We start from the raw sequence: 19,910 nt of genomic DNA, 5'->3' as shown, positions 1-19,910 counted from the left end.
TGTATTAGTTAACCTAGGTTCATTGTGGGATGCTTGTATCGACTGTAACTTTGTAAAAAAAAGTTATGGCAATCCTTATTCTAGTGGGGTTCTTGTGGTATGCAAGTTTGTTTTTTCAATCCTTTTTTCTACATAGATATGCGGCACATCAGACGTATACGATGTCTAAAACAGCTGAGAAAATTACGTTTATCCTTACATGGATTTGCCAAGGTCCTAGCTATCTAAGTGCGTATGGCTATGGGATTATGCATCGCATGCATCATGCGTATACAGACACGGAGAAAGATCCGCATTCTCCGACCTATGACAACACGCTATTTGCGATGATGTGGAAAACCAAAAACATCTATCAGGACATTAATAATAAACGGATTACGGTACATCAAAAATTTACCAAAAATATCCCGCAGTGGAAACGTTTTGATCAATTTGCAGGATCTCGTGGTTCTCGTATTTTTTGGATCATTACCTACACACTGCTTTTTGCATTTTTAACCACGACTTGGTGGCAATGGCTATTATTACCTGTTTTATTCTTGATGGCGCCTATTCATGGTGTGATCATCAATTGGTTTGGACATATTTATGGGTATGTGAATTTTAAAACGACAGATACCTCTAAAAACTTATTCCGATTTGATTTCTTAATGATGGGCGAAGCCTATCATAACAATCATCATAAACACAGCACAAGAGCTAATTTTGGTGGCGTACATTGGTATGAAATCGATGTCACTTATCTCATTATGCGTTTGCTACACAATATTGGTGTTATCCAACTTAAAATGAGTGCTATTAAGGCGTAATAGGTTGATAGTTTTCAAAGCATCACCCATTACCCAAATAGTGTTGCTTTTAGATTTCTTGCATTCATTTCGGCTATATTGGTAATAGAAATTCCTTCCGGACATTCTACTTCACAAGCCCCAGTAAACGTACAGCTTCCAAAACCTTCTTCTTTCATCTGATAAGTCATCTCTTTGACACGCCTGTGTTGTTCTGGTTTTCCTTGGGGTAGTTTGTTTAAGTGATTAATCTTTGCTGCTGTAAATAAGGCTGCCGATGCATTTTTACACGTTGCTACACAAGCGCCACAACCGATACATGCTGCCGCATCCATCGCCTGATCTGAAATTTCTTTAGGGATTAAAATAGCATTCGCTTCTGGCGCTGTACCCGTTTTTGCACTGATATACGCCCCTTTTTCTATAATACGATCAAAGGCAGAACGGTCTACGATTAAGTCTTTAATGATAGGAAAAGAAGCTGCCCGCCAAGGTTCAACAACAATCGTATCCCCATCTTGAAAACTACGCATGTGGAGTTGGCAAGTCGTCACATTAGGGTGAGGTCCGTGGGCGCGCCCATTTATAAAGACCCCACACTGACCGCAAATACCTTCTCGACAATCATATTCATAGGCAATCACTTCTTCATCTTGTAATACAAGTTGCTCGTTGAGATGATCAAGGGCTTCTAAAAAAGACATATCCTCCGTTAAGCCATCTACAGGATAGCTTTTCAGTGATCCTTTGTCTTTAGGGCCGTCTTGTCGCCATATTTTAAACGTTACTTTCATATTTTTTATTAGTGAAACGCTGTTTTGAAAAGTCCAAAGGACGAATTCAAAATAGCTAGTTGAACCTGCCTATGCCGGCAGGCAGGCTAATCCTGCTGTTTACTGAACTTGTTTCAGTATCTAGCGGGATCTATGGTTTAATATCCTTTATTTCTGTAGGGTTGTTTGTGTGTACGCTTTCGCGAAAGCGTACTCAACGAGACCCTATTTATAGCTACGTACACTAGGGGTTACATTTTCAAACGCTAGCATCTCTTTATGTAATGTAAAATCACCCTTCTTATACTCCCAAGCGGAAACATACATATACGCGTCATCTACGCGAACTGCTTCACCCTCTTCAGTTTGGTACTCTTCTCTAAAGTGAGCACCGCAGGACTCTTCGCGCTCCAACGCATCTTTGCACATCAAAATTCCGAGTTCTATAAAATCTGCTAGACGATAGGCTTTTTCAAGCTCTGTATTCATTCCGTCGCTTTTGCCTGTCACCTTCACCTCTTTCCAAAAATCTTCTTGAAGTACCGTTATTTTTTTGATAGCATCTTCCAACCCTATTTTGTTGCGACTCATGGCACATTCTCGCCACATTATTTTACCTAATTCCCTGTGAAAATGATCGACTGTTTTGGTGCCGTTAATCTTTAAAATATGCTCAATATGCTGTTTAACCTCCTGTTCTACCTTATCAAATTCTGGATGGTTTGTACTAGGATGCTCTTCTTTGAGAACGCCTGCTAGGTAATTGTTAATCGTATTGGGTAATACGAAATAGCCATCAATACTTGCCTGTAACAGGGAGTTAGCGCCGAGTCGATTCGCTCCGTGATCTGAAAAATTACACTCTCCAATAGCATACAGCCCAGGAATGGTGGTCATCAATTCATAATCTACCCATAACCCTCCCATCGAAAAATGTGCTGCTGGGGAAATCTGCATAGGTTCTTTGTAGGCATCAATTCCAGTAATCTTTTTATACATGGTAAAGAGATTCCCATACCGATCTTTGATCGTGTCTAATCCGAATTTCTCAATGGCATCTTTAAAATCTAGATAGACTGCATTTTTAAGTCTTCCAACGCCATAGCCCGCATCAATCCGCTCTTTTGCTGCGCGAGAGGCAATATCTCTCGGCGCTAAGTTTCCGAAGCTAGGATACCGACGTTCTAAATAATAATCTCGTTCTTCTTCGGGAATATCATTGGCTTTACGCGTATCTGCCTTTTGTGTAGGTACCCAGATACGTCCATCATTTCGCAAAGACTCAGACATTAAGGTCAGTTTGGATTGTGCCTCGCTCGATTGAGGTAAGGCAGTAGGATGAATTTGTGTAAAACTAGGGGCTGCAAAATAAGCGCCGCGTTTATGGGCTTTCCATAGCGCACTTCCATTACATCCAATCGCGAGGGTAGATAACCTGAAAACTCGTGAATAGCCTCCTGTAGCCAATACCACAGCATCTGCTGCATATCGTTTTAATTCACCCGTAACAAGATCACGGACAATAATTCCTTTTGCTTTTCCGTCAATGACCACCAAATCCATCATTTCACTACGAGGAAACATCTGTACTTTTTTAGCACGAATCATTTTGTAAAGTTGAGAGTAAGCGGCCAGCAATAATTGCTGTCCTGTCTGTCCTCTAGCATAAAAGGTACGCTGTACTTGCACACCGCCAAAACTTCTATTGACAAGTACGCCACCGTATTCTCTTGCAAATGGGACGCCTTGCTGTACAAAATGGTCAATAAGGGGTGCCGATAGTTCAGCCAATCGATATACGTTGGCCTCTCTAGATCTAAAATCACCGCCTTTTAATGTATCGTAAAACATTCTCCAAACACTATCGCCATCATGCTGATAATTTTTTGCTGCATTAATGCCTCCTTGAGCTGCTACAGAATGTGCTCTTCGTGCTGAATCTTGATAGCAAAAACACTGCACATCATATCCTAACTCAGCAAGTGTCGCTGCAGCTCCAGCTCCTGAAAGTCCAGAGCCTACGACAATCACATTGAGTTTCTTTTTATTCGTAGGATTGATCAGTTGCGCTTTTACTTGATAGTTACGCCACTTATCTTCTAATCTTCCTTCAGGTATTTTTGAATCTAATTTCATTATGAGTAGCTATTTGAGGTACACAACACATGGGATAATCCCAAAACCTATAGCCATGATAGCGGCATAGACAAGGGATATTTTTGCTAGTATTTTTAATCCTTTCTTATGATAAAACCCCAGTGTTTTAAAGGCACTCTTAAGACCATGATGCAAGTGTAACCCTAATGGAATCATTAGTAACGTATAGAAAATCACATAATATATATTCTGGAAAAGACTATACGTTACTTCATAGACATCAATATTCCCAGTGGCATCAAATCCTGGGCTTTCACCAATACCTAGTTTGATACGGGCCCAAAAATTAGCCAGATGAATGATGATAAAAAGTAAAATGAGTGTCCCTATAATTCCCATATTTTGCGAAGTCCATGTGCTGTTATCTTTGGTATGATTTACCACATATTTTTGTGGCTTTGCTTTTCTATTCCTAAGGGTGATAAGCAATGCATATACAACATGTAGAATGATGGATAGGTACAATAGATAGGCTACTATTTTAATTAATAGACTCTCCCTTAAGGTTGTAGAATAGGAATTATAGAGTTCTCTAGCCATATCTTCCGGTAGCAATAAGATACAATTGGCAGAAAGATGAACGATAAGAAAAATACACAAGAAAAGCCCTGTTCCTGCAACGAGTGTTTTTCTGAAGAAAAGTGGATTTAATGCCATGTTCAAATGATATTTAGTAAATATAGAACAAGTCTTGCATATCTTCTAATCTCTTGCGGTTGTCTTTTATCTCTAAAAAGAAACCTTTATGACCTTATCTAGGTAGATGTATTCAGACACTTGTTAATTGCAAACGCTTTGACACTTCTGGGTCTTTAGGAATATACGGACATTCTACAGGAAGTACTAATTGATCAAGCTTGTGCGCACGCACATGCGTGTATTGTTCGCTGACATACGCAGAGATATCTTCTATTTCTAGGAGGTCGTCTTTGGCATAAGCTTCAATTTCTTTATTTCTAATCCCTATTTGGATCGCTCTTCGTGCAAGTTTTGCTCCATACGGATCGTGATCAGGATCCCATTGTAAGCGGATATTAGAGCTTTTAACAGCCTTTTGCCACATTTCTTTGGTTTCGTATATGCTTTTTTGATAATTAGAATATACGGCAAGCGAAAGATAGCGCTCAAAGGCTTCTCTTTTTAGATGAACGGCTAATACCACTTCTTGCCCTTCTTTGGTTCCCCAGCCGTTGCGATACATCATCCACAGAAAATTGGGTTTAATCCATGTCATTCTAGAAAGACTAAAGGGTCCACCAAAATATTGATGTTGCGTCGCAAAATGTCCAATTTCGGGTCGATAGGATTGATACACAATTACTTTTTCTTCATCGTATTGCGCCATGATATGTTGACCTGTTTGCGGCCAATCTTCGAGTTGTTCTTTATAGGGTTTTAGCTGTAGTTTCATAATTTTTAATGAATGCTTTTAACGCTTCATTTTCTGGATATTGATAACGAGTTCCAAAATACATTTTTGTAATTCTAATTTTTCCTATAATTTTTGAATTAAAAGTTTCTAATTCTTCGGCAGGCACCCATAATTCATTGTGAATAGGACCTCCAACATTTTCTATTTTAAATGTCGATAGAAATTCAGGATCAACTTCAAAAGCAGTGACAAAGCCTGCATATCCAGATCCCTCATCATCTAGATTCCATTTGGTAGCAATTTCTATAGCATACACTTCATTAAGTACTGGATAAAAGATAGGTTGCCACTCCAATCTCGGTGGAAATGCAGAAAAATCGGTTTCAAGAATTAATTCCAATTCTTTTAATCCTATTGGGCGATATAATGTGTTAGTTTTCATTGTTTACTATACGGTCATAAATGGCATAATCTTCATGTGTAAAACAAACAAAAATCACTTCCTCTATGATCGTTTGATTTTTATAGTTTTTTATAGTTTCTATCGCGATTGTAGCTGCTAGTTCTTTTGGGAATTTATAAATGCCTGTACTAATACAAGGAAAAGCGATTGTTTTCACCTTGTTTTCTATAGCGAGATGCATACTATTTTTATAACAGTTTTTAAGGAGTTCTTCTTTTTCTTTCCCTCCTTGATTCCAAACGGGACCTACCGTATGAATTACATACTGTGCAGGTAAATCCCCTGCTGTAGTGATCACCGCTTCCCCTACGTTGCACTTACCTTGGGTTGCTCGTATTTCCTGACACGCTTCTAAAATAGCAGGGCCTCCCTTTCTATGAATTGCACCGTCAACCCCAGAGCCTCCTAACAATGATGAGTTGGCGGCATTTACAATCGCATCCACTCGTAAGGTTGTAATATCTGATTGTATGAGTTTAATTTTCATGGGTTTGAATAGTATACATGACATCACTTCTTAAAACATATTTTACTCCATCAGTTATGGGGCGGCTTTCATGTTTTTGTTCATGAATAAAAAATAATGCCCTGCCTTTACGTGGCTGTATGGTCACATCGTTAAATCTAGTTTCTCCACCTATATAATTATCATTTAGATATATCATAAAGGTAATTCTACTTTCTTCTGTATCATTACGTTTAAAACGACCATCTATATGCCTTTTGAAACGCTGTCCCGCTTCATAGCGATAAAAACGAAACCGTTCATTTAAACCTAAAGGTGATATTCCGTCAACAATAAATGGGTGTGTTCCTATTGCAATTTTCCATAAATCAGCACTGAGCTTTATGTCTTCATGAATCAAACGATAGTTGTCTCTCACGTTCTTCATCATTTTTGCGCCCGTTTTTAAACCTACATCTGCTTCTGAATAGCCTTTTTGCTCACTAAACAGTATCAAATCATCACATTCCCTATCTGATAGAAATTGATCTATGGTCCATATTGTATCTGTTAATGTTTGTATTGTTTTCATAGAGACTATTGTATTTTAAACAAACTCATTTTGAAATGCTTCGATAAACTTCTTATTTTTTGAATAAATCGAGAAAACTACTTTTTCAAATACCCTTTTGTATGTAGTCTTCAATAATTCAGAAAATAAATGAGCAATCATCTGTGGATCATTTTGAAAGACCCCACATCCCCAGGCACCAAGAATTAATACTGTATGATTATTTATGGCTGACAAACCTAAAACCTTGTCTATCCTTTTTCTCATAATTCCTTCAATTTCTGACATCCGTTCTATTTCAAATCTCTTGACTACCCCCGTATTTACAGCTGTAGAAGTGATTATAGAACTGAATACAGGGCTATCTAATAATTCTCCGTTATCTTTTCTTACAATGGGTACTTCAGGACTGTAAATCATGCCGTCGGTATACATACAAGACTTCATGGCTCTATGCGTTTCATAAAATTCAAATGCTGACATCTGACAAGGATACAAGCCTGATGATCGTGCGATACTTTCTTCCTGAGCTTGCGCTCCATTGAAAAAACCACCTCCGGGGTTTTTCGCGGAAGCAAAATTTAGACACATAGGATTGGTATATCCTTCTGAGACATTTCTTAAAATCCCTTGAATCGTAGTTTCTTCTACGACTTCAAAAATAGTTTCATAGGCAGCTGTTATTGTTTTAGCAGCTAACATTTCATCGAGAGCTTCTGATGTATGAAATACCGTATTAAATACAGCATTTTGTTGTATTGCTTTTATGTCGACTTTTTCTTTATGCTTATTTATATAAAATCCTTGCTCTATGATTGCTAAGGTTTCTTTTGCTGTTATTTTTCGTGATGATTTTTGCATTTTTCTTCTCTTTTAATGCTCACAGAGGTTATAAAACAAACCTATATGATTCTTTAATTCCTCCCCTTCTCATCCGGATACAGCGATGTTAAGGTATCGCTTTGCCAAAATTCTTTGGTATCTATATCCATAATCGTTAACCTGCCTTTAAAAGCGGCACCTGTGTCTACATTATACACGTTATGTGCTTTCATAGGCGTTGTTTCCTGATAATTGGTGGTAGGCGTATGACCGATGTATATTTCATTATAATGTACAAAACGTTGAGGTGGATTCTTTTTTAGAATGTCTGAAGCAATGTTTTCTGCTAATAATGCCGCTTCCCATAACGTTCTGTCAAAATAATAGTTAGAGGCATACTCTTCTTTTAATACACCATGCATAGACGTGAATCCTGCATGAAGAAAGAGTCGATTTTCTGAGTCGATGTAATAATCCTGCAATTGGTTAAAAAACGCTTTGTGCCGATGGTTTGTTAGCAATCCTGTTTTCACATAGCTTTCTATGGTTTCTTTACCTCCATGTGCCAACCAAATGGGATTCGTTGCCCCTTTATTTAGCCATAAACTACACCATAGATCATGATTCCCGCGTATGAATATACAGGTATTGGTACTCGTTAAGCCTAACAGTTTTTCTACCGTTTGCGCCGACTCACTCCAACCGTCTACATAATCTCCCAGAAAAATAAGGGTGTCTTCTGGAGTCACTTTTGCCTTTTCCAGTACTTGAAGTAATGCTTTATATCCGCCGTGTATATCACCTATTGCTAGTGTTCGTTTCATTTTTATAGTTTTCTAATGATGCCAAATTAATCCATTTTCATTAAGCTCGTATTGGAAACGTTGCGCATCTCCAAATTCTTTATAAACCCGTTTTTTTTCTAAAATGATTTCCTCATAAGCTAAAAACATTTGCTTTGCAGCAATATGATGTGGCATTCTGCCGCATCCTGTACATAGCCCTGGAATACTTACAGAGTCAATCTGAGGGTGTTTTTTGCAGGCAATCAATATTGCTTTCATCGCTAAATAAGGATTTACAGAGGTAGCAATATTAAAATTCATCGGTACTCGCATTGTAGGCGCCGAAATTAAATAAGGAACTTCGGCATCTCCTGTTTCTAAAGTAATTGTTTGTCCTACTAAAAGTTCTCCTTCATCAGAGTTATAAATTTGCTCTTGTAGGTTTTCTTGAATATTCCAACCAAATCGTTCAGATAATACATAATCTAAACTACCATCCATAAATCCAAATGAATTTGCAGGACTCACAATGGCATCACTTTTTAGTAACGTAATATCACCTTTGATGATTTCAACATCTTTACAATCAGAAAAATAGGCTTTCCATTCTTTTCCTAAATTGTCTTCTATATATACAAGTTTAATATTCATTTTATTTTAGATTTATATAGTCAGCAGGAACAGTATCTGTTAACCAAACATTGTTTTCTGATTTGTAAAATTCATATCCATCTTGATGCATAGCACCTGACCGTATTGTCAAAATGGTAGGGACGCCTCGCCTAGCACCTACGCGCAAAGCGGTCTCTCTATCCTCACTCAAATGTACATGAAGCCGACTCATCTTTTGTAATCCTTGTTGTTGGATATCTTTTAGAAATTTTGGTACCGTACCATGGTATAAAAACGCTGGTGGCATGATGGCTTCATACTTCAAATCAACAGCCACAGAATGTCCTTGACTTGCTCTTATTTTGGTTTCATCTTCGTTAAAAGCAAAACGTTTTTTATCATTGGTTGCCACGACCTCTTTCAATCGATCCATGGTTACTTTTTTGCCTTGTGAAGTCATTTTTTGAAGCAAGGTATCGACCTCTGTCCATCCTTGCTCATCGAGTGTAATCCCAAGCGTATCGGGATTGTGCCTAAGTACGAGACTTAGAAATTTAGGTATATGTTTTGTATTCATTATTTTAATTTTTAATAGCACTTGTATGCTATTTTTGTTGATATCACGTTGTTTTATTCAGTATCAACTGTTTCTTTATCCGCTTTCGCGAAAGCGTACTCAGCATAAACTTCTGTGTAGTTACACGCCTTGAAAGCGTACTCATACTATGTATAATTATCATTTTTCATTTACTAAATTACATCATACTGCGTCACATACGCATCGTCTATATCTCTATAACTATTGGTGCAATACACATGATCTATGTGTTCTTTTAATTCCTCAAAACCATAATTAAATTGCGCATGAGTTACATATAAAAATACCTTGGAGGCGCCTTGATTTTTAAGCGCTTCTGCCAAGTGTTTAAAAGTTCGGCCTCCATCGGCGATATCATCTACGATCAGGCATTCTTTTACTTTTACATCGCCTTGGATACTAATGACGGGCTTTCCATTTATACGGACCTTATTTGACGGAATTAAGTCTGCATGAAGCCGTTCTGCAATCTGATGCGTGGTTTTATACGCCCCTGCATCTGGACTGACTAACACTGGATCGGTTCCAATAGCCTGATATGCCTGTTGTACATATTCAAAATGATCGATAGCTACCGAATTTTCTATGAGTGCCAACGATACAGCGCTGTGTGGATGGAGTACCGATACGCGATCAAATTTCATCGCATTGATAAAACGGGCAATCACTTTTAAATCAAAAGATTTTTTTTCGTGAAATCGTCTGTCAGAGCGTTGTCCGATGAGACAGTAAAGCGTTAATGTCGCTGTTGCTGTCTTGTCTAAGCAATGGTGTGCGTCCCAAGCTTCCTTGATCGTTGCGGCTGTAAATAAATCTTCATATGAGTTGCCTCGTAAAGAAACGGCTAGATTTCCTTCTTTTAAAATCGTAGCAGTAACTTGTCCGTCTCTAAACTTTTTTACGTGATAATCCATTGCTTTATCATTTACACTGATTCATTAATTCTTTTTCTAATAGCGTCTAGCGTGACGGTATTTTTAAACATTCCATTTTCATAAATGATTTGTAAAGCGCCCACCTGCTCCTCTTTTTCTGATACTTGGTCTTTTAAAAGGTAGGTTCCATCTTCTTTAACAACTTGCAACAACCCTTTTGCTGATTTTTTCACTCCGTTATCAGTAATAGGGTCTTTAAATATCTCTCTACGTTTCCCATTAACAACAACGGAGGTTGCTTTCATCGCAAACCCGAAGGTATCTCTAGTTTTAAATTGATAGGTAAAAGACCCTATACCTAGCACCACACTTGTACTTGCAAATCCTTTATCATGTAATCGTTTACAAATTTCTTCGGCTCTTTCTATGGTGATACTATCACCATAAATAGCTCCTATATGAGGGTTTAACACCTTAAATCCTTGCTTGTTTATCGTTCCTCCAAAAACATCCCAAAGAAGCTCTACAACGCCTTTTTCTTTCGGAGTCTTCCCGCTTAACTCATTATGTTCTCCACAAATAATCGCAACAGGATCTCCACTATCAGGACGAATCACCAATTTACCATTTCTTGATAGAATTTCTTCTTTAAGTACTGGAAGATATTCAGTTAATACTTTCCATAAATCCCAGGTATCACTTACCACCGATAGAATTCCTGTTGGATAGGTATTCATTAATCTTCTAAAGGTGCTTATTTCATCCTCTTTTGTTCCTGCACACATTACAGAATGCTCCGTCGCATTTACAGAACCCACCACGAAGTCTTTTGCATGATAATACCTACGTAAGCCACTAATCACAGGAAGTGTATCTGACCCTAAAAAAACAGATGCATGTCCCATCCCTGAAGATACGGCACTTTGCAATCCACCCATTCCTCTCATCGAGAAATCATGCCCTTGAAAATCAATGAAATCCACATTTTCTTTATCTGTAAGTAATGCCCAATGTTTAAAAATACGTTTGTATTGCAACGCTATAGACGCCGATGTCATGGGCAACCAGAGCATCGTAGATAAAATGGTTTCCAAAAAATTGGTGACCCAGTAAAAATCTTTATGGGTATTTACCACCGTCACCATCGGGATGCGAATTGGGACTTCTACGCCTTCAGGTAAGGACTTTACACGAATGGGCAGGTACTGTAAATCATGTAATTGCTCAAAGTGAGTCACATCATAGGTTGCTCCTAAATATAAAGACAATTCCTCTTTAATCTCTTGACACACCTTTGATTTTGATTTTGAAAAAAAATGATCTTGAAAATAATCATGTAACCATTGAATCACATATTGCTGTCCAAACGAAACTACGTTTTTACAACCTTCAGGAGCGTATGTATTGCTTCTTGGTGTCCAGTTAGAATACACTTCTTCTGTACCCTCAGGGTACTGTTGATGATGTCCTGTTTTATATCCGTCTGTTAATAATAATCCGTTCATAATGATGTATTGATTATAATTTAGTAGTGCTTTTTTGTTTTGATAAGGCTTGAGTGAGATTTTCAAATATGGGTGTCTTATATTTCTCACATAATGTGTACACATACCCACTTTTATAAAACCCTTTTGGACAAATAACTATCAATTTACCAGAAGCTACATACAAGCCTAATTCAACTAAAGATATTGGAGACAAAGCGTCAGGAAGAAAATTAAGAAGTATCTTGTCTGATATGGATAATGCGTCTAATTCCCATTCGACATGACGCTTCATTTCTTTTTTACTCAATGAATTATGCTTTTTATTTGTTGGATCAAAAAAGTGAGTATCCTTTGCTAGAATGTGCATTACCTCTTCTCTCCAGGGTGTTGTAAGCTTATCATCCATACTTCCTGCTAAAAATGTGTACGTATGTTCACTTTTCTTTTTAGGTACTTGTTGTTGTGATGTAAAAATCATGCTGTTAATTTGCGTAATAATGACACAAATATAAATTGAATCAGAATATCCTACAAATTTATTTTGTGTTATTTAAACACAAATACTATAAATTGCTACATATCAATGATTAAATTTCGAAAATAATTCCCTCTTTTTTAAGTTGGAAGTATCGTTTTGGGTTAAATTGGAATAAATTGGCAGGTCTTCCTGATCCTTTAGAAATCTTTTCATCTAATTCATCCAACACATTTAGTCCTATGATTTTCTTTCTAAAATTACGTCGGTCGATGGGTCTTCCTAAGAGGGTTGCATATAATTTTTCTAAATCAGAAAAGGGGAATTTTTTATCGAGCAGTTCAAAGCCTATGGGTTCATAGGTGATCTTGGCTTGCAGTCTCGAGATGGCTACGTCTAGAATTTTTTGATGATCAAAGGAAAGTGCTGGCAGGTCATTGATGGTAAACCATTGTACTTGTGAAGCATCTGTAGCCGCTACTATTTTAAAGGTATTGGGTCGTACCAATCCAACATAAGCAACGGTCACTACCCTACCTCTAGGGTCTCTATCTACATCTCCAAAGGTGTATAACTGCTCTAAGTAATTAATGGTAACACCTGTCTCCTCTTGTAGTTCTCTTTCGACAGCTTGCTCTAAAGATTCATCATTTAATACAAAGCCTCCTGGTATGGCCCATTTTCCTTTAAAGGGGTTGTATTTACGCTTGATCAACAAGACAGATATGACGCCTTCTTCATATCCAAAAACAACGGCATCTACCGAAAGTTTGATTTTTTGCATTTTTTATGTGTATATAAAACACAAATATACAGTATTCTTTAATAGTACAGTAAAACCATAATTAATAAACACAAAAACCTCAATAACCTGACAATTAGATTATTACAAATGTTAAAATTTAAAATTAACAAATAAAAAGCTTGTCGTACATTTATAAAATTAGTAATTTTAAGGAAATATTAAGGATAATTTATTACGTATTTAATTTTAAATTATTGAGTGTTTATGAAGAAAATTATAAATATAATAGAAGTGAAAAAATGAGTATTGTCAAACAAAAAATGATCTCTGGAGGTTTTTGGTGAGGTTGTCAACCAGAACTTCGAATCTGTAATTCAGATGATGAATGCCTATGTGGATTCTATAGCTTTGTTGTAGATCAACCTACAGGACCTATCAACATTTCTGATATTTGTACAGTTTAGAAAATGAATTCTTTGTAACACTAAAACCTAGGTGTGTCGTATCGATTTTGGTTGTTAATAAAAAATCAATATTTACACCAAAGAATTTTTATCGGATGATGACAAATAGGTGTTTTTTCGCTTTAAGCGAAAAAATATAAAACCCTCCTCCTCTAGCTTCTTCTTAAACAAAGTTGAAATAAGTCTTACACTAAGTTCTAAAATAACTAGCGTTGCCATTATAGGATCTTCTTAGAACCCAAGTTGTATTATATTCTGGAAAATAAGAATAAAAATTTGATAGCTGCATCGAACTATGTTATATCTAGAACTACTGGATGTATCAATATCAAATAAATAGATTTTTATTATTTAAAGTACTACCCTTACTCAAACAACGTCTTATGTACAGTAGCATAAGACATTTTTTTTGTTTCTTATTATGATGCAATCTGAATAGGAATATCTGATTTGATTTTTTCTTTGATTGCATTTTTATTGAATAATTTCTTTTTTTTACAATGGTACTTCATAACACATTTAAAATACCAATTAAAACAATATCGCTTTTTCAATAGCATGTAATGCCCGAGGCAATAGTAGATGCAAACCTAACAGATCACAAGTTGCTTTGAAAAATTTAAATTTGTATTTCGTTGAAATTCTCAACACTTGTACTGATGGCTATTTACAAAAAACATATCAATTTACACCTTAGATTTTATCTGAATGAACAGAAAGTACAGTCTAGTAGTAATTTTGAATGTCCACTAAAATCTGAATAATAGCTAATATCCTCAAAAAAATAGGAATATTATAAGCAAAGTTCTAGATCAAGATGAATATCCCTATTCATCAGCGCTTGATTCTATAAAAAACATTTGTAATACATACAATGTATTCAAAATCAACTTCTCAAATAACGGATACAATTAAAAAAAGGTTATAAAATATGCGTCAGAGAAAATAGCCATATAATTCTTGTTACATTTTTGAATTATAGTACATCTGTTTCCTGAAAATTTCTCTAATTAAGACAAAAAAACATTCGTACGCACTTCATAATTGAGGTGAATTGCAAAAATTAGAGCTTTCAAACATTTCATGTATCCCTAAATACATATTTAGTAAGTAGATAATTGACATTCTCTCTCAAATATGTAAGAAAGTAAACACCAAACTCCTCTTTAAAAAAAGAAAAGCTTTAGATTTTTACCAAAAACCATATAAATACCTCTATTACAAATACTTAAATTCAATTATTTGAATGTGATTTTGAGTGTTATTTCCAAAAACACTACCGTATTAGACACAATTGCCGAAAATGACACGACACTGCTGTTATTGACATGGGTTTGCCTTTTATGACTTTTTTAACATAATGACTCCCTGTAAGTTTACATCAGTTGTACAACATAAACCATTATTAACCATCCTTTTAAATCCCCCACAAAATGAAAGATTTTAAAAAGAATAACCCTTATTATGATCCATGACTATGCTATTTATAAATAGTTAACATGGCTATTAGAAAAAGTGATAGAACGTAATTGTTTTCTGAATTTTCACAGGAGCTTACACTACACATATCACACCTGTTAGTAGTCGAAAAAATAATTAAAAACTTTAAAACTTTAAAAATGAAAAAATCACTAATACTTGGATTAACACTAGGCATATTATTTAGCTGTAGTAACGATCTAGACGAAACAGAAACAGTAGCAAATGAAGCACTTGTTACAGAAACTGAAACTATAAATTCTGGAATCCTTGATGATCCAGCATTCAAATCTTTTGAATTAGACGGTGAGGTGATCACTGATCCTAGGTTGATAGAAGAAAGTTATGCTAATTCCCATTATGTAGAGCAAAACTATGCCTACAATAAAGTGGTCATGTATTCAACACAAGAGGAATTTAATGAATATCTTAAAGTAAATCCAGAGATAGCAAGACGTATTCAAGAAGCAAAAACAAGTACTGATGCTGGGATTTCCTCGTATAGTGGAAGTGCAATTGCAAATGGTGAAGTTCCAAGTTTGGCAAAAGAGCAAAATTTCCCTGTTGACGCTAATAGCAGAACACTTAGTAATTCTCAAATTGATGCCATCACTAACTTGGATACGTTTCATACTGATCTACACTATGCGTATGCGATAGCAAATTCCAGCACTTCTGGTCGTACCTATACATTTGATTTATATAGTAATCCAGATTTGACTACTGGAGGTATCGGTGCAAATAAAATTACCGCTTCAAATACGAGTACTACTGTTGGGACTACAACTATGAATATGAACATTGGATTTGGTTATATATTCAATAATAGTTTTGCTACCATCCATTTATCAAATGATTCGAATAGCCTGTATTATGTATATGCCGTTGAAAATGCGAATTATACAGGATCATATAAAGTGGTGGTAGTAGGGTCACGTCAGCATGTAGAATTAACACGAAGTAATTTTGGACCAAATAATGCTTCGCCAAAATCAATTTTTGCTTGGCAGTTGTAATATAAAAAAAGCTTATTAAACATAAAATATTAAAATAATGAAAAATTCAAAAATTTTTAAACTTATGTTGGTAGGAATGATCCTATTGACATCGATACAAACCTATGCGTTTAATAATTGTAGCGAGACAGATCTTGTTACAGCAATGTCAGTTGATGAAGATGTAAAATCACTTTTTGACATTTCAGCACGAGTATCTATTGCTTTAACGATGTCAGCTGGAGAGGTCCCAGATGAAGTAAAAGGCGCCATTAAAGATGCAAATGAAAAAATAGCAACGTTGAATAATAAAATCGATAAAAAATTTCCTGAGTATGCTAAAAAGAGTGAATTAGAACGAAGAGAAACTTTAAGGGAAATATCAGAAACACCTCAAATGAGGCTTACCCTAAAAAATTTCTTAAACTGTATAAAGGATGATCTATATGTCTTTGCGACGTGTGCATCTATAGGAACTAGATGGAAAACTGTTGGTTTTATAGGGTGCGTTAGTTTTTCTGTTATTGGTGATTTAATCATCTTTGTTGGAACTGGAGGAGCAGACGGCCCTTTTTTAACTGAAGAACTAATAGCTGAATTACGAGTATGTGTAGCCATTTTTTCTGATGCTGACCTTGTAACAATTAGTCAATGTGCACAAGTCGGTTTAGCAGCTCTATTTCTTGAAATAGTTACTGGTGTGGCATGTGTATAATAATATGGGATAAGATGTAAATATCTTATCAATTACAATTTATATTTTTATTAGTAGGAAATCCCATTTTTGAGTATGTACTCTGAATGGGATTTTTCCTAATTTATTTTTACCTAATAAAAATTACACAATAGACAAAGAAAGAATAGAGCATCACTGCTTTTTCATAACATTATTAAAAAATAGTTTAACAATTACTCAATAGCTCTAAAAATCTATTTTACTATAAATTAGAACTTTATATTAATTTTCGTTTAATTTTTAGTATATTTGATTAAACAAAGTTAGCAGTAATTAAGTCCAAAATACAATACACATTTACCAATACTATCTGTAGAAAACCCCCATTAATATGCCCCCAATATTAAAAATACTATCGATATATATAATATTATTTAGCTTGAACACGTATGGCCAAAAAAAGGCGTATCAAGATACCGTCAGTTTTCAACTAAAAACGGAACTATCAAAAAATCATCAAATTGACATCAAGAACTATTTACAAAGTATAGATACAACAAGTGCCCCTGTAGATCGAGCTAGAATATATAACGAAATCGCGATTACATATATTAAAGCTAGTTATTATCTAGGAACATCAATATCAGATAGTATTTATCATTATTCTAACAAAGCACTCTTATTAACCGAGAAGAAGAAAAGTGATCGGGATTTATTTAAACAATATTTGATCGCATTAAATAATATTGCTTGGTCATATAAAGAAGCTGGAAACCATATAAAGGCATTAGAGTTTTTTAATAGAACCTTAAAAGAAACAAAACAAATAAAGAGACCTATAGATTTCTATACTTATAGGCAAAATGCAACCACAGGAGCCGCGCTTATTTATGAAGCACAAAGTAACTTTAAATTAGCCATTGAGCAGTACAGGTCTTTACTTACCTATGTTGATGAAAATAATATTGATAAAAAAAATATTTCGTCTATCATATATATATACTTGGCAAGATTTTTTGGAGAACTAGATGAGGTAGATAAGGCCATCATTTATGCCAACAAAGGACTTAAAGTGTCTATAACCAACAAGATGCCTGAAAGAGAGGCGTTAGCTTATTTAGAACTAGCCTCCTTGAAATTAAAACAAAAAGAATATCAAAAAGTAGCTTTCTTTTTGTCTGAAGCATATACGATTTTAAAAGATTCTGAACTAGTAATTCTACTCTCCAAATACTATCTCATTAAAGCTTATTTAGCAGATGCTTCCGGAGCTATTTATCAAAAGATAGATTATGCAGAAAAAGCATTTGAATTAGAGGGTAAGAAAAGCGTTACTAGAAGACAAGTTGTTATTGGACAACTTTTATCTGATGCTTACAAAGAAGTAAAAGATTACAAAAAAGCATTAGCGTATCAAGAAAAAACAGTAAACATAGAAAAAGCATTAACCAACAATGAAGAGGTAAGAAAAAGCATGTTGCTTGCATTAGAGAAAAAAGATGTTAGTCTAAAACTAGAACAAGCAAAAAATCAAATGAAAAGTAGAATTATCATTATCATTTTACTATTGTTCATTATAGGTTTTATTACCGCATTATCTATCTATAATGATAGAAAAAAGAAAGTAATTCTTACAAAAATAATTAAACAAAAAAATGAGGAACTAAACGAATTAAACCAGACAAAATCACGCTTATTTACTAATATCTCTCATGAACTGCGTACCCCTCTCACACTGATTTCTGGTCCCATAGACCAACTATTGAATTCTAATAGAGAGACCCTTGAAATTACTGCAACCTCTAAACTAGAGATGATCAAAGAAAATGTAACTTCTTTGAAAAACTTAGTTAATGACATACTTGATTTATCCAAGCTTGATGCAAGCAAACTAGAACTGACACAACAATCCATTCACTTGGAAAATACGTTAACAAAAATTACAGGTAAATTCATTTCTCTTGCAGAGAAAAATGATATTAATTTCACCATTAACCTCGAAGGAATCAAAGGTCATATAATAGTAACAGATACACTTAAACTAGAAAAAATAATTAATAATCTCCTCTCTAATGCATTTAAACATACCCCTTCCAAAGAATCTATACATATCGTTGCGACTAGAGAAAATAGTCTCCTGAATATTATTGTACGAGATACCGGTTTGGGTATCCCTGAAAAAGATGTGCCTAAAATTTTTGATCGTTATTTTCAAAGTAGTGATCCAACCAAACCTCTAGAAGGAGGTTCTGGTATTGGACTCTCATTAGTAAAAGAATTAGTAGCCTTAATGAAGGGAGAAATCACAGTAGAGAGCCAGGTAGGAAAAGGAAGCTCTTTTACACTTACCATACCTGTAACAGAGGCTATAGTAAACGATACTGAATCATTTGACGAAGAAGAAAATGATAGCTCATTAGAAATCATATCTCTTGAACATCTTACTTTGCCTAAAAATTATGCCCCAAAAGAATTTACCATCTTAATTGTTGAGGATCATGCTGGCATGCAAAAGTTTATCACCTCTGTTTTAGATAAAAAATATAACCTTATCATCGCTACTAATGGAGAAGAGGCATTGGAAAGATTAAAGAATACAACCCCAGTAGATCTTATCATATCTGATGTGATGATGCCTATCATGGACGGTTTTACATTATTAGAAAATATCAAACAGTCTGATGATTATTACGATATTCCTGTGATTATGCTAACGGCTTTAGTAGAAACTGACCATAAATTAAAAGCATTGACCCTAGGAGTAGATGATTATCTAAGTAAACCATTTGACACTAAGGAACTCTTAGCAAGAACGTATAATCTAATCTCAAGATATCAACAACGTAAACAAGAAAAAGGAGAACGTTATCCGATGACCGATCAAGGTATTGCGACAACTCCAGAAAATATCAACCCATCAGAGAGCTTAATCGAAAATGATTACCTTCAAAATAAAGGAGATATAAAATTAATTGAACAGGTAGCACAGATTATTGAAGCAAATCTTGAAAACCCAACATTTAAGTTAAGTGATCTTACAAAACACGTTTATTTAGAGGAAAGACAGTTACGAACTAAAATAAAAATGACAACTGGGTTGACTCCTAAAAAGTTTCAGCAAGAAATTATATTACTAAAAGCCAGAAAACTATTAGAAAACGAAACTTATGGAAGCGTAAAAGCAGTGGCCATTTCTGTAGGTATGACACACGTAACTCGATTTAGTAGACTCTATGAAGCGCGGTTTGGAAAACATCCCAATCGCTATTTTAAAGATGTTGGATTTTCAATTAAAAAAACTGGGTAAAACTTCCCTGATTCTTTATAA

The 19,910-nt window shown here is 35.2% G+C and carries 19 protein-coding genes; 4 read left to right on the top strand and 15 right to left on the bottom strand.

What is annotated here, in order from left to right:
- Positions 1-65 precede the first annotated feature (65 nt).
- Entirely contained in the window at positions 66-809 is a 744-nt protein-coding gene (locus ACFO3O_RS05940) for an acyl-CoA desaturase (RefSeq protein ID WP_379977639.1), read from the top strand.
- 29 nt (positions 810-838) lie between these two features.
- On the opposite strand, the gene ACFO3O_RS05935 is transcribed toward ACFO3O_RS05940, so the two are convergent.
- The 15 genes from ACFO3O_RS05935 to ACFO3O_RS05865 all read right to left on the bottom strand — a co-directional run bounded on the left by ACFO3O_RS05935 (position 839) and on the right by ACFO3O_RS05865 (position 13,007).
- Positions 839-1,582, bottom strand: coding sequence for a succinate dehydrogenase/fumarate reductase iron-sulfur subunit (locus ACFO3O_RS05935; RefSeq protein ID WP_379977638.1), 744 nt, complete (start codon positions 1,580-1,582; stop codon positions 839-841).
- 204 nt (positions 1,583-1,786) lie between these two features.
- Positions 1,787-3,697: a fumarate reductase/succinate dehydrogenase flavoprotein subunit gene (locus tag ACFO3O_RS05930; protein WP_379977637.1), complete on the bottom strand. Its 1,911-nt coding sequence runs from the start codon at positions 3,695-3,697 to the stop codon at positions 1,787-1,789.
- A 9-nt stretch (positions 3,698-3,706) separates the two neighbouring features.
- Positions 3,707-4,375 (bottom strand): succinate dehydrogenase cytochrome b subunit, encoded by a 669-nt coding sequence (locus ACFO3O_RS05925; RefSeq protein ID WP_379977636.1) that lies wholly within the window; start codon positions 4,373-4,375, stop codon positions 3,707-3,709.
- A gap of 112 nt (positions 4,376-4,487) precedes the next feature.
- On the bottom strand, positions 4,488-5,129 hold the full coding sequence (locus ACFO3O_RS05920; RefSeq protein WP_379977635.1) for a DUF4291 domain-containing protein: 642 nt from the start codon (positions 5,127-5,129) through the stop codon (positions 4,488-4,490).
- Entirely contained in the window at positions 5,104-5,532 is a 429-nt protein-coding gene (locus ACFO3O_RS05915; protein WP_379977634.1) for an ADP-ribosylation/crystallin J1, read from the bottom strand. The genes ACFO3O_RS05920 and ACFO3O_RS05915 overlap by 26 nt, the downstream gene beginning before the upstream one ends.
- Positions 5,522-6,040, bottom strand: coding sequence for an O-acetyl-ADP-ribose deacetylase (locus ACFO3O_RS05910; protein ID WP_379977633.1), 519 nt, complete (start codon positions 6,038-6,040; stop codon positions 5,522-5,524). Before ACFO3O_RS05910 ends, ACFO3O_RS05915 begins: the two co-directional genes overlap by 11 nt.
- Positions 6,030-6,590, bottom strand: a complete 561-nt coding sequence (locus ACFO3O_RS05905; protein ID WP_379977632.1) for a prolyl hydroxylase family protein — start codon at positions 6,588-6,590, stop codon at positions 6,030-6,032. The genes ACFO3O_RS05910 and ACFO3O_RS05905 overlap by 11 nt, the downstream gene beginning before the upstream one ends.
- Before the next feature lie 15 nt (positions 6,591-6,605).
- A complete protein-coding gene (locus tag ACFO3O_RS05900) occupies positions 6,606-7,430 on the bottom strand; it encodes a TIGR02452 family protein (protein ID WP_379977631.1) in 825 nt (274 codons plus the stop codon).
- A 53-nt stretch (positions 7,431-7,483) separates the two neighbouring features.
- Positions 7,484-8,215, bottom strand: a complete 732-nt coding sequence (locus tag ACFO3O_RS05895; protein WP_379977630.1) for a metallophosphoesterase family protein — start codon at positions 8,213-8,215, stop codon at positions 7,484-7,486.
- Positions 8,216-8,227: 12 nt separating this feature from the next.
- Positions 8,228-8,827, bottom strand: coding sequence for a macro domain-containing protein (locus ACFO3O_RS05890; protein WP_379977629.1), 600 nt, complete (start codon positions 8,825-8,827; stop codon positions 8,228-8,230).
- A 1-nt stretch (position 8,828) separates the two neighbouring features.
- Entirely contained in the window at positions 8,829-9,365 is a 537-nt protein-coding gene (locus ACFO3O_RS05885; RefSeq protein ID WP_379977627.1) for an RNA 2'-phosphotransferase, read from the bottom strand.
- Positions 9,366-9,538: 173 nt separating this feature from the next.
- On the bottom strand, positions 9,539-10,300 hold the full coding sequence (locus ACFO3O_RS05880; protein WP_379977626.1) for a phosphoribosyltransferase family protein: 762 nt from the start codon (positions 10,298-10,300) through the stop codon (positions 9,539-9,541).
- An 11-nt stretch (positions 10,301-10,311) separates the two neighbouring features.
- Entirely contained in the window at positions 10,312-11,766 is a 1,455-nt protein-coding gene (locus ACFO3O_RS05875) for a nicotinate phosphoribosyltransferase (protein ID WP_379977625.1), read from the bottom strand.
- Between the two features lie 13 nt (positions 11,767-11,779).
- Positions 11,780-12,226, bottom strand: a complete 447-nt coding sequence (locus ACFO3O_RS05870) for a nucleoside 2-deoxyribosyltransferase domain-containing protein (RefSeq protein ID WP_379977624.1) — start codon at positions 12,224-12,226, stop codon at positions 11,780-11,782.
- A 109-nt stretch (positions 12,227-12,335) separates the two neighbouring features.
- Complete coding sequence (locus ACFO3O_RS05865) at positions 12,336-13,007, bottom strand: NUDIX hydrolase (RefSeq protein WP_379977623.1); 672 nt, start codon at positions 13,005-13,007, stop codon at positions 12,336-12,338.
- Between the two features lie 2,044 nt (positions 13,008-15,051).
- Here ACFO3O_RS05865 and ACFO3O_RS05860 point away from each other — a divergent pair.
- From ACFO3O_RS05860 to ACFO3O_RS05850, 3 genes are all read left to right on the top strand, one after another.
- A complete protein-coding gene (locus tag ACFO3O_RS05860; RefSeq protein ID WP_379977622.1) occupies positions 15,052-15,927 on the top strand; it encodes a hypothetical protein in 876 nt (291 codons plus the stop codon).
- 37 nt (positions 15,928-15,964) lie between these two features.
- Entirely contained in the window at positions 15,965-16,621 is a 657-nt protein-coding gene (locus ACFO3O_RS05855) for a hypothetical protein (RefSeq protein WP_379977621.1), read from the top strand.
- Positions 16,622-17,021: 400 nt separating this feature from the next.
- The gene (locus ACFO3O_RS05850; RefSeq protein WP_379977620.1) at positions 17,022-19,889 is read left to right on the top strand and encodes an ATP-binding protein; all 2,868 of its coding nucleotides are present in this window, start codon (positions 17,022-17,024) and stop codon (positions 19,887-19,889) included.
- The last annotated feature ends 21 nt before the right edge of the window (positions 19,890-19,910 follow it).

Source organism: Dokdonia ponticola, assembly GCF_042653865.1.
Lineage (GTDB): Bacteria > Bacteroidota > Bacteroidia > Flavobacteriales > Flavobacteriaceae > Dokdonia > Dokdonia ponticola.
The sequence above is the reverse complement of the archived record's forward strand: the minus strand, read 5'-3'. Positions and strand labels throughout refer to the sequence as shown.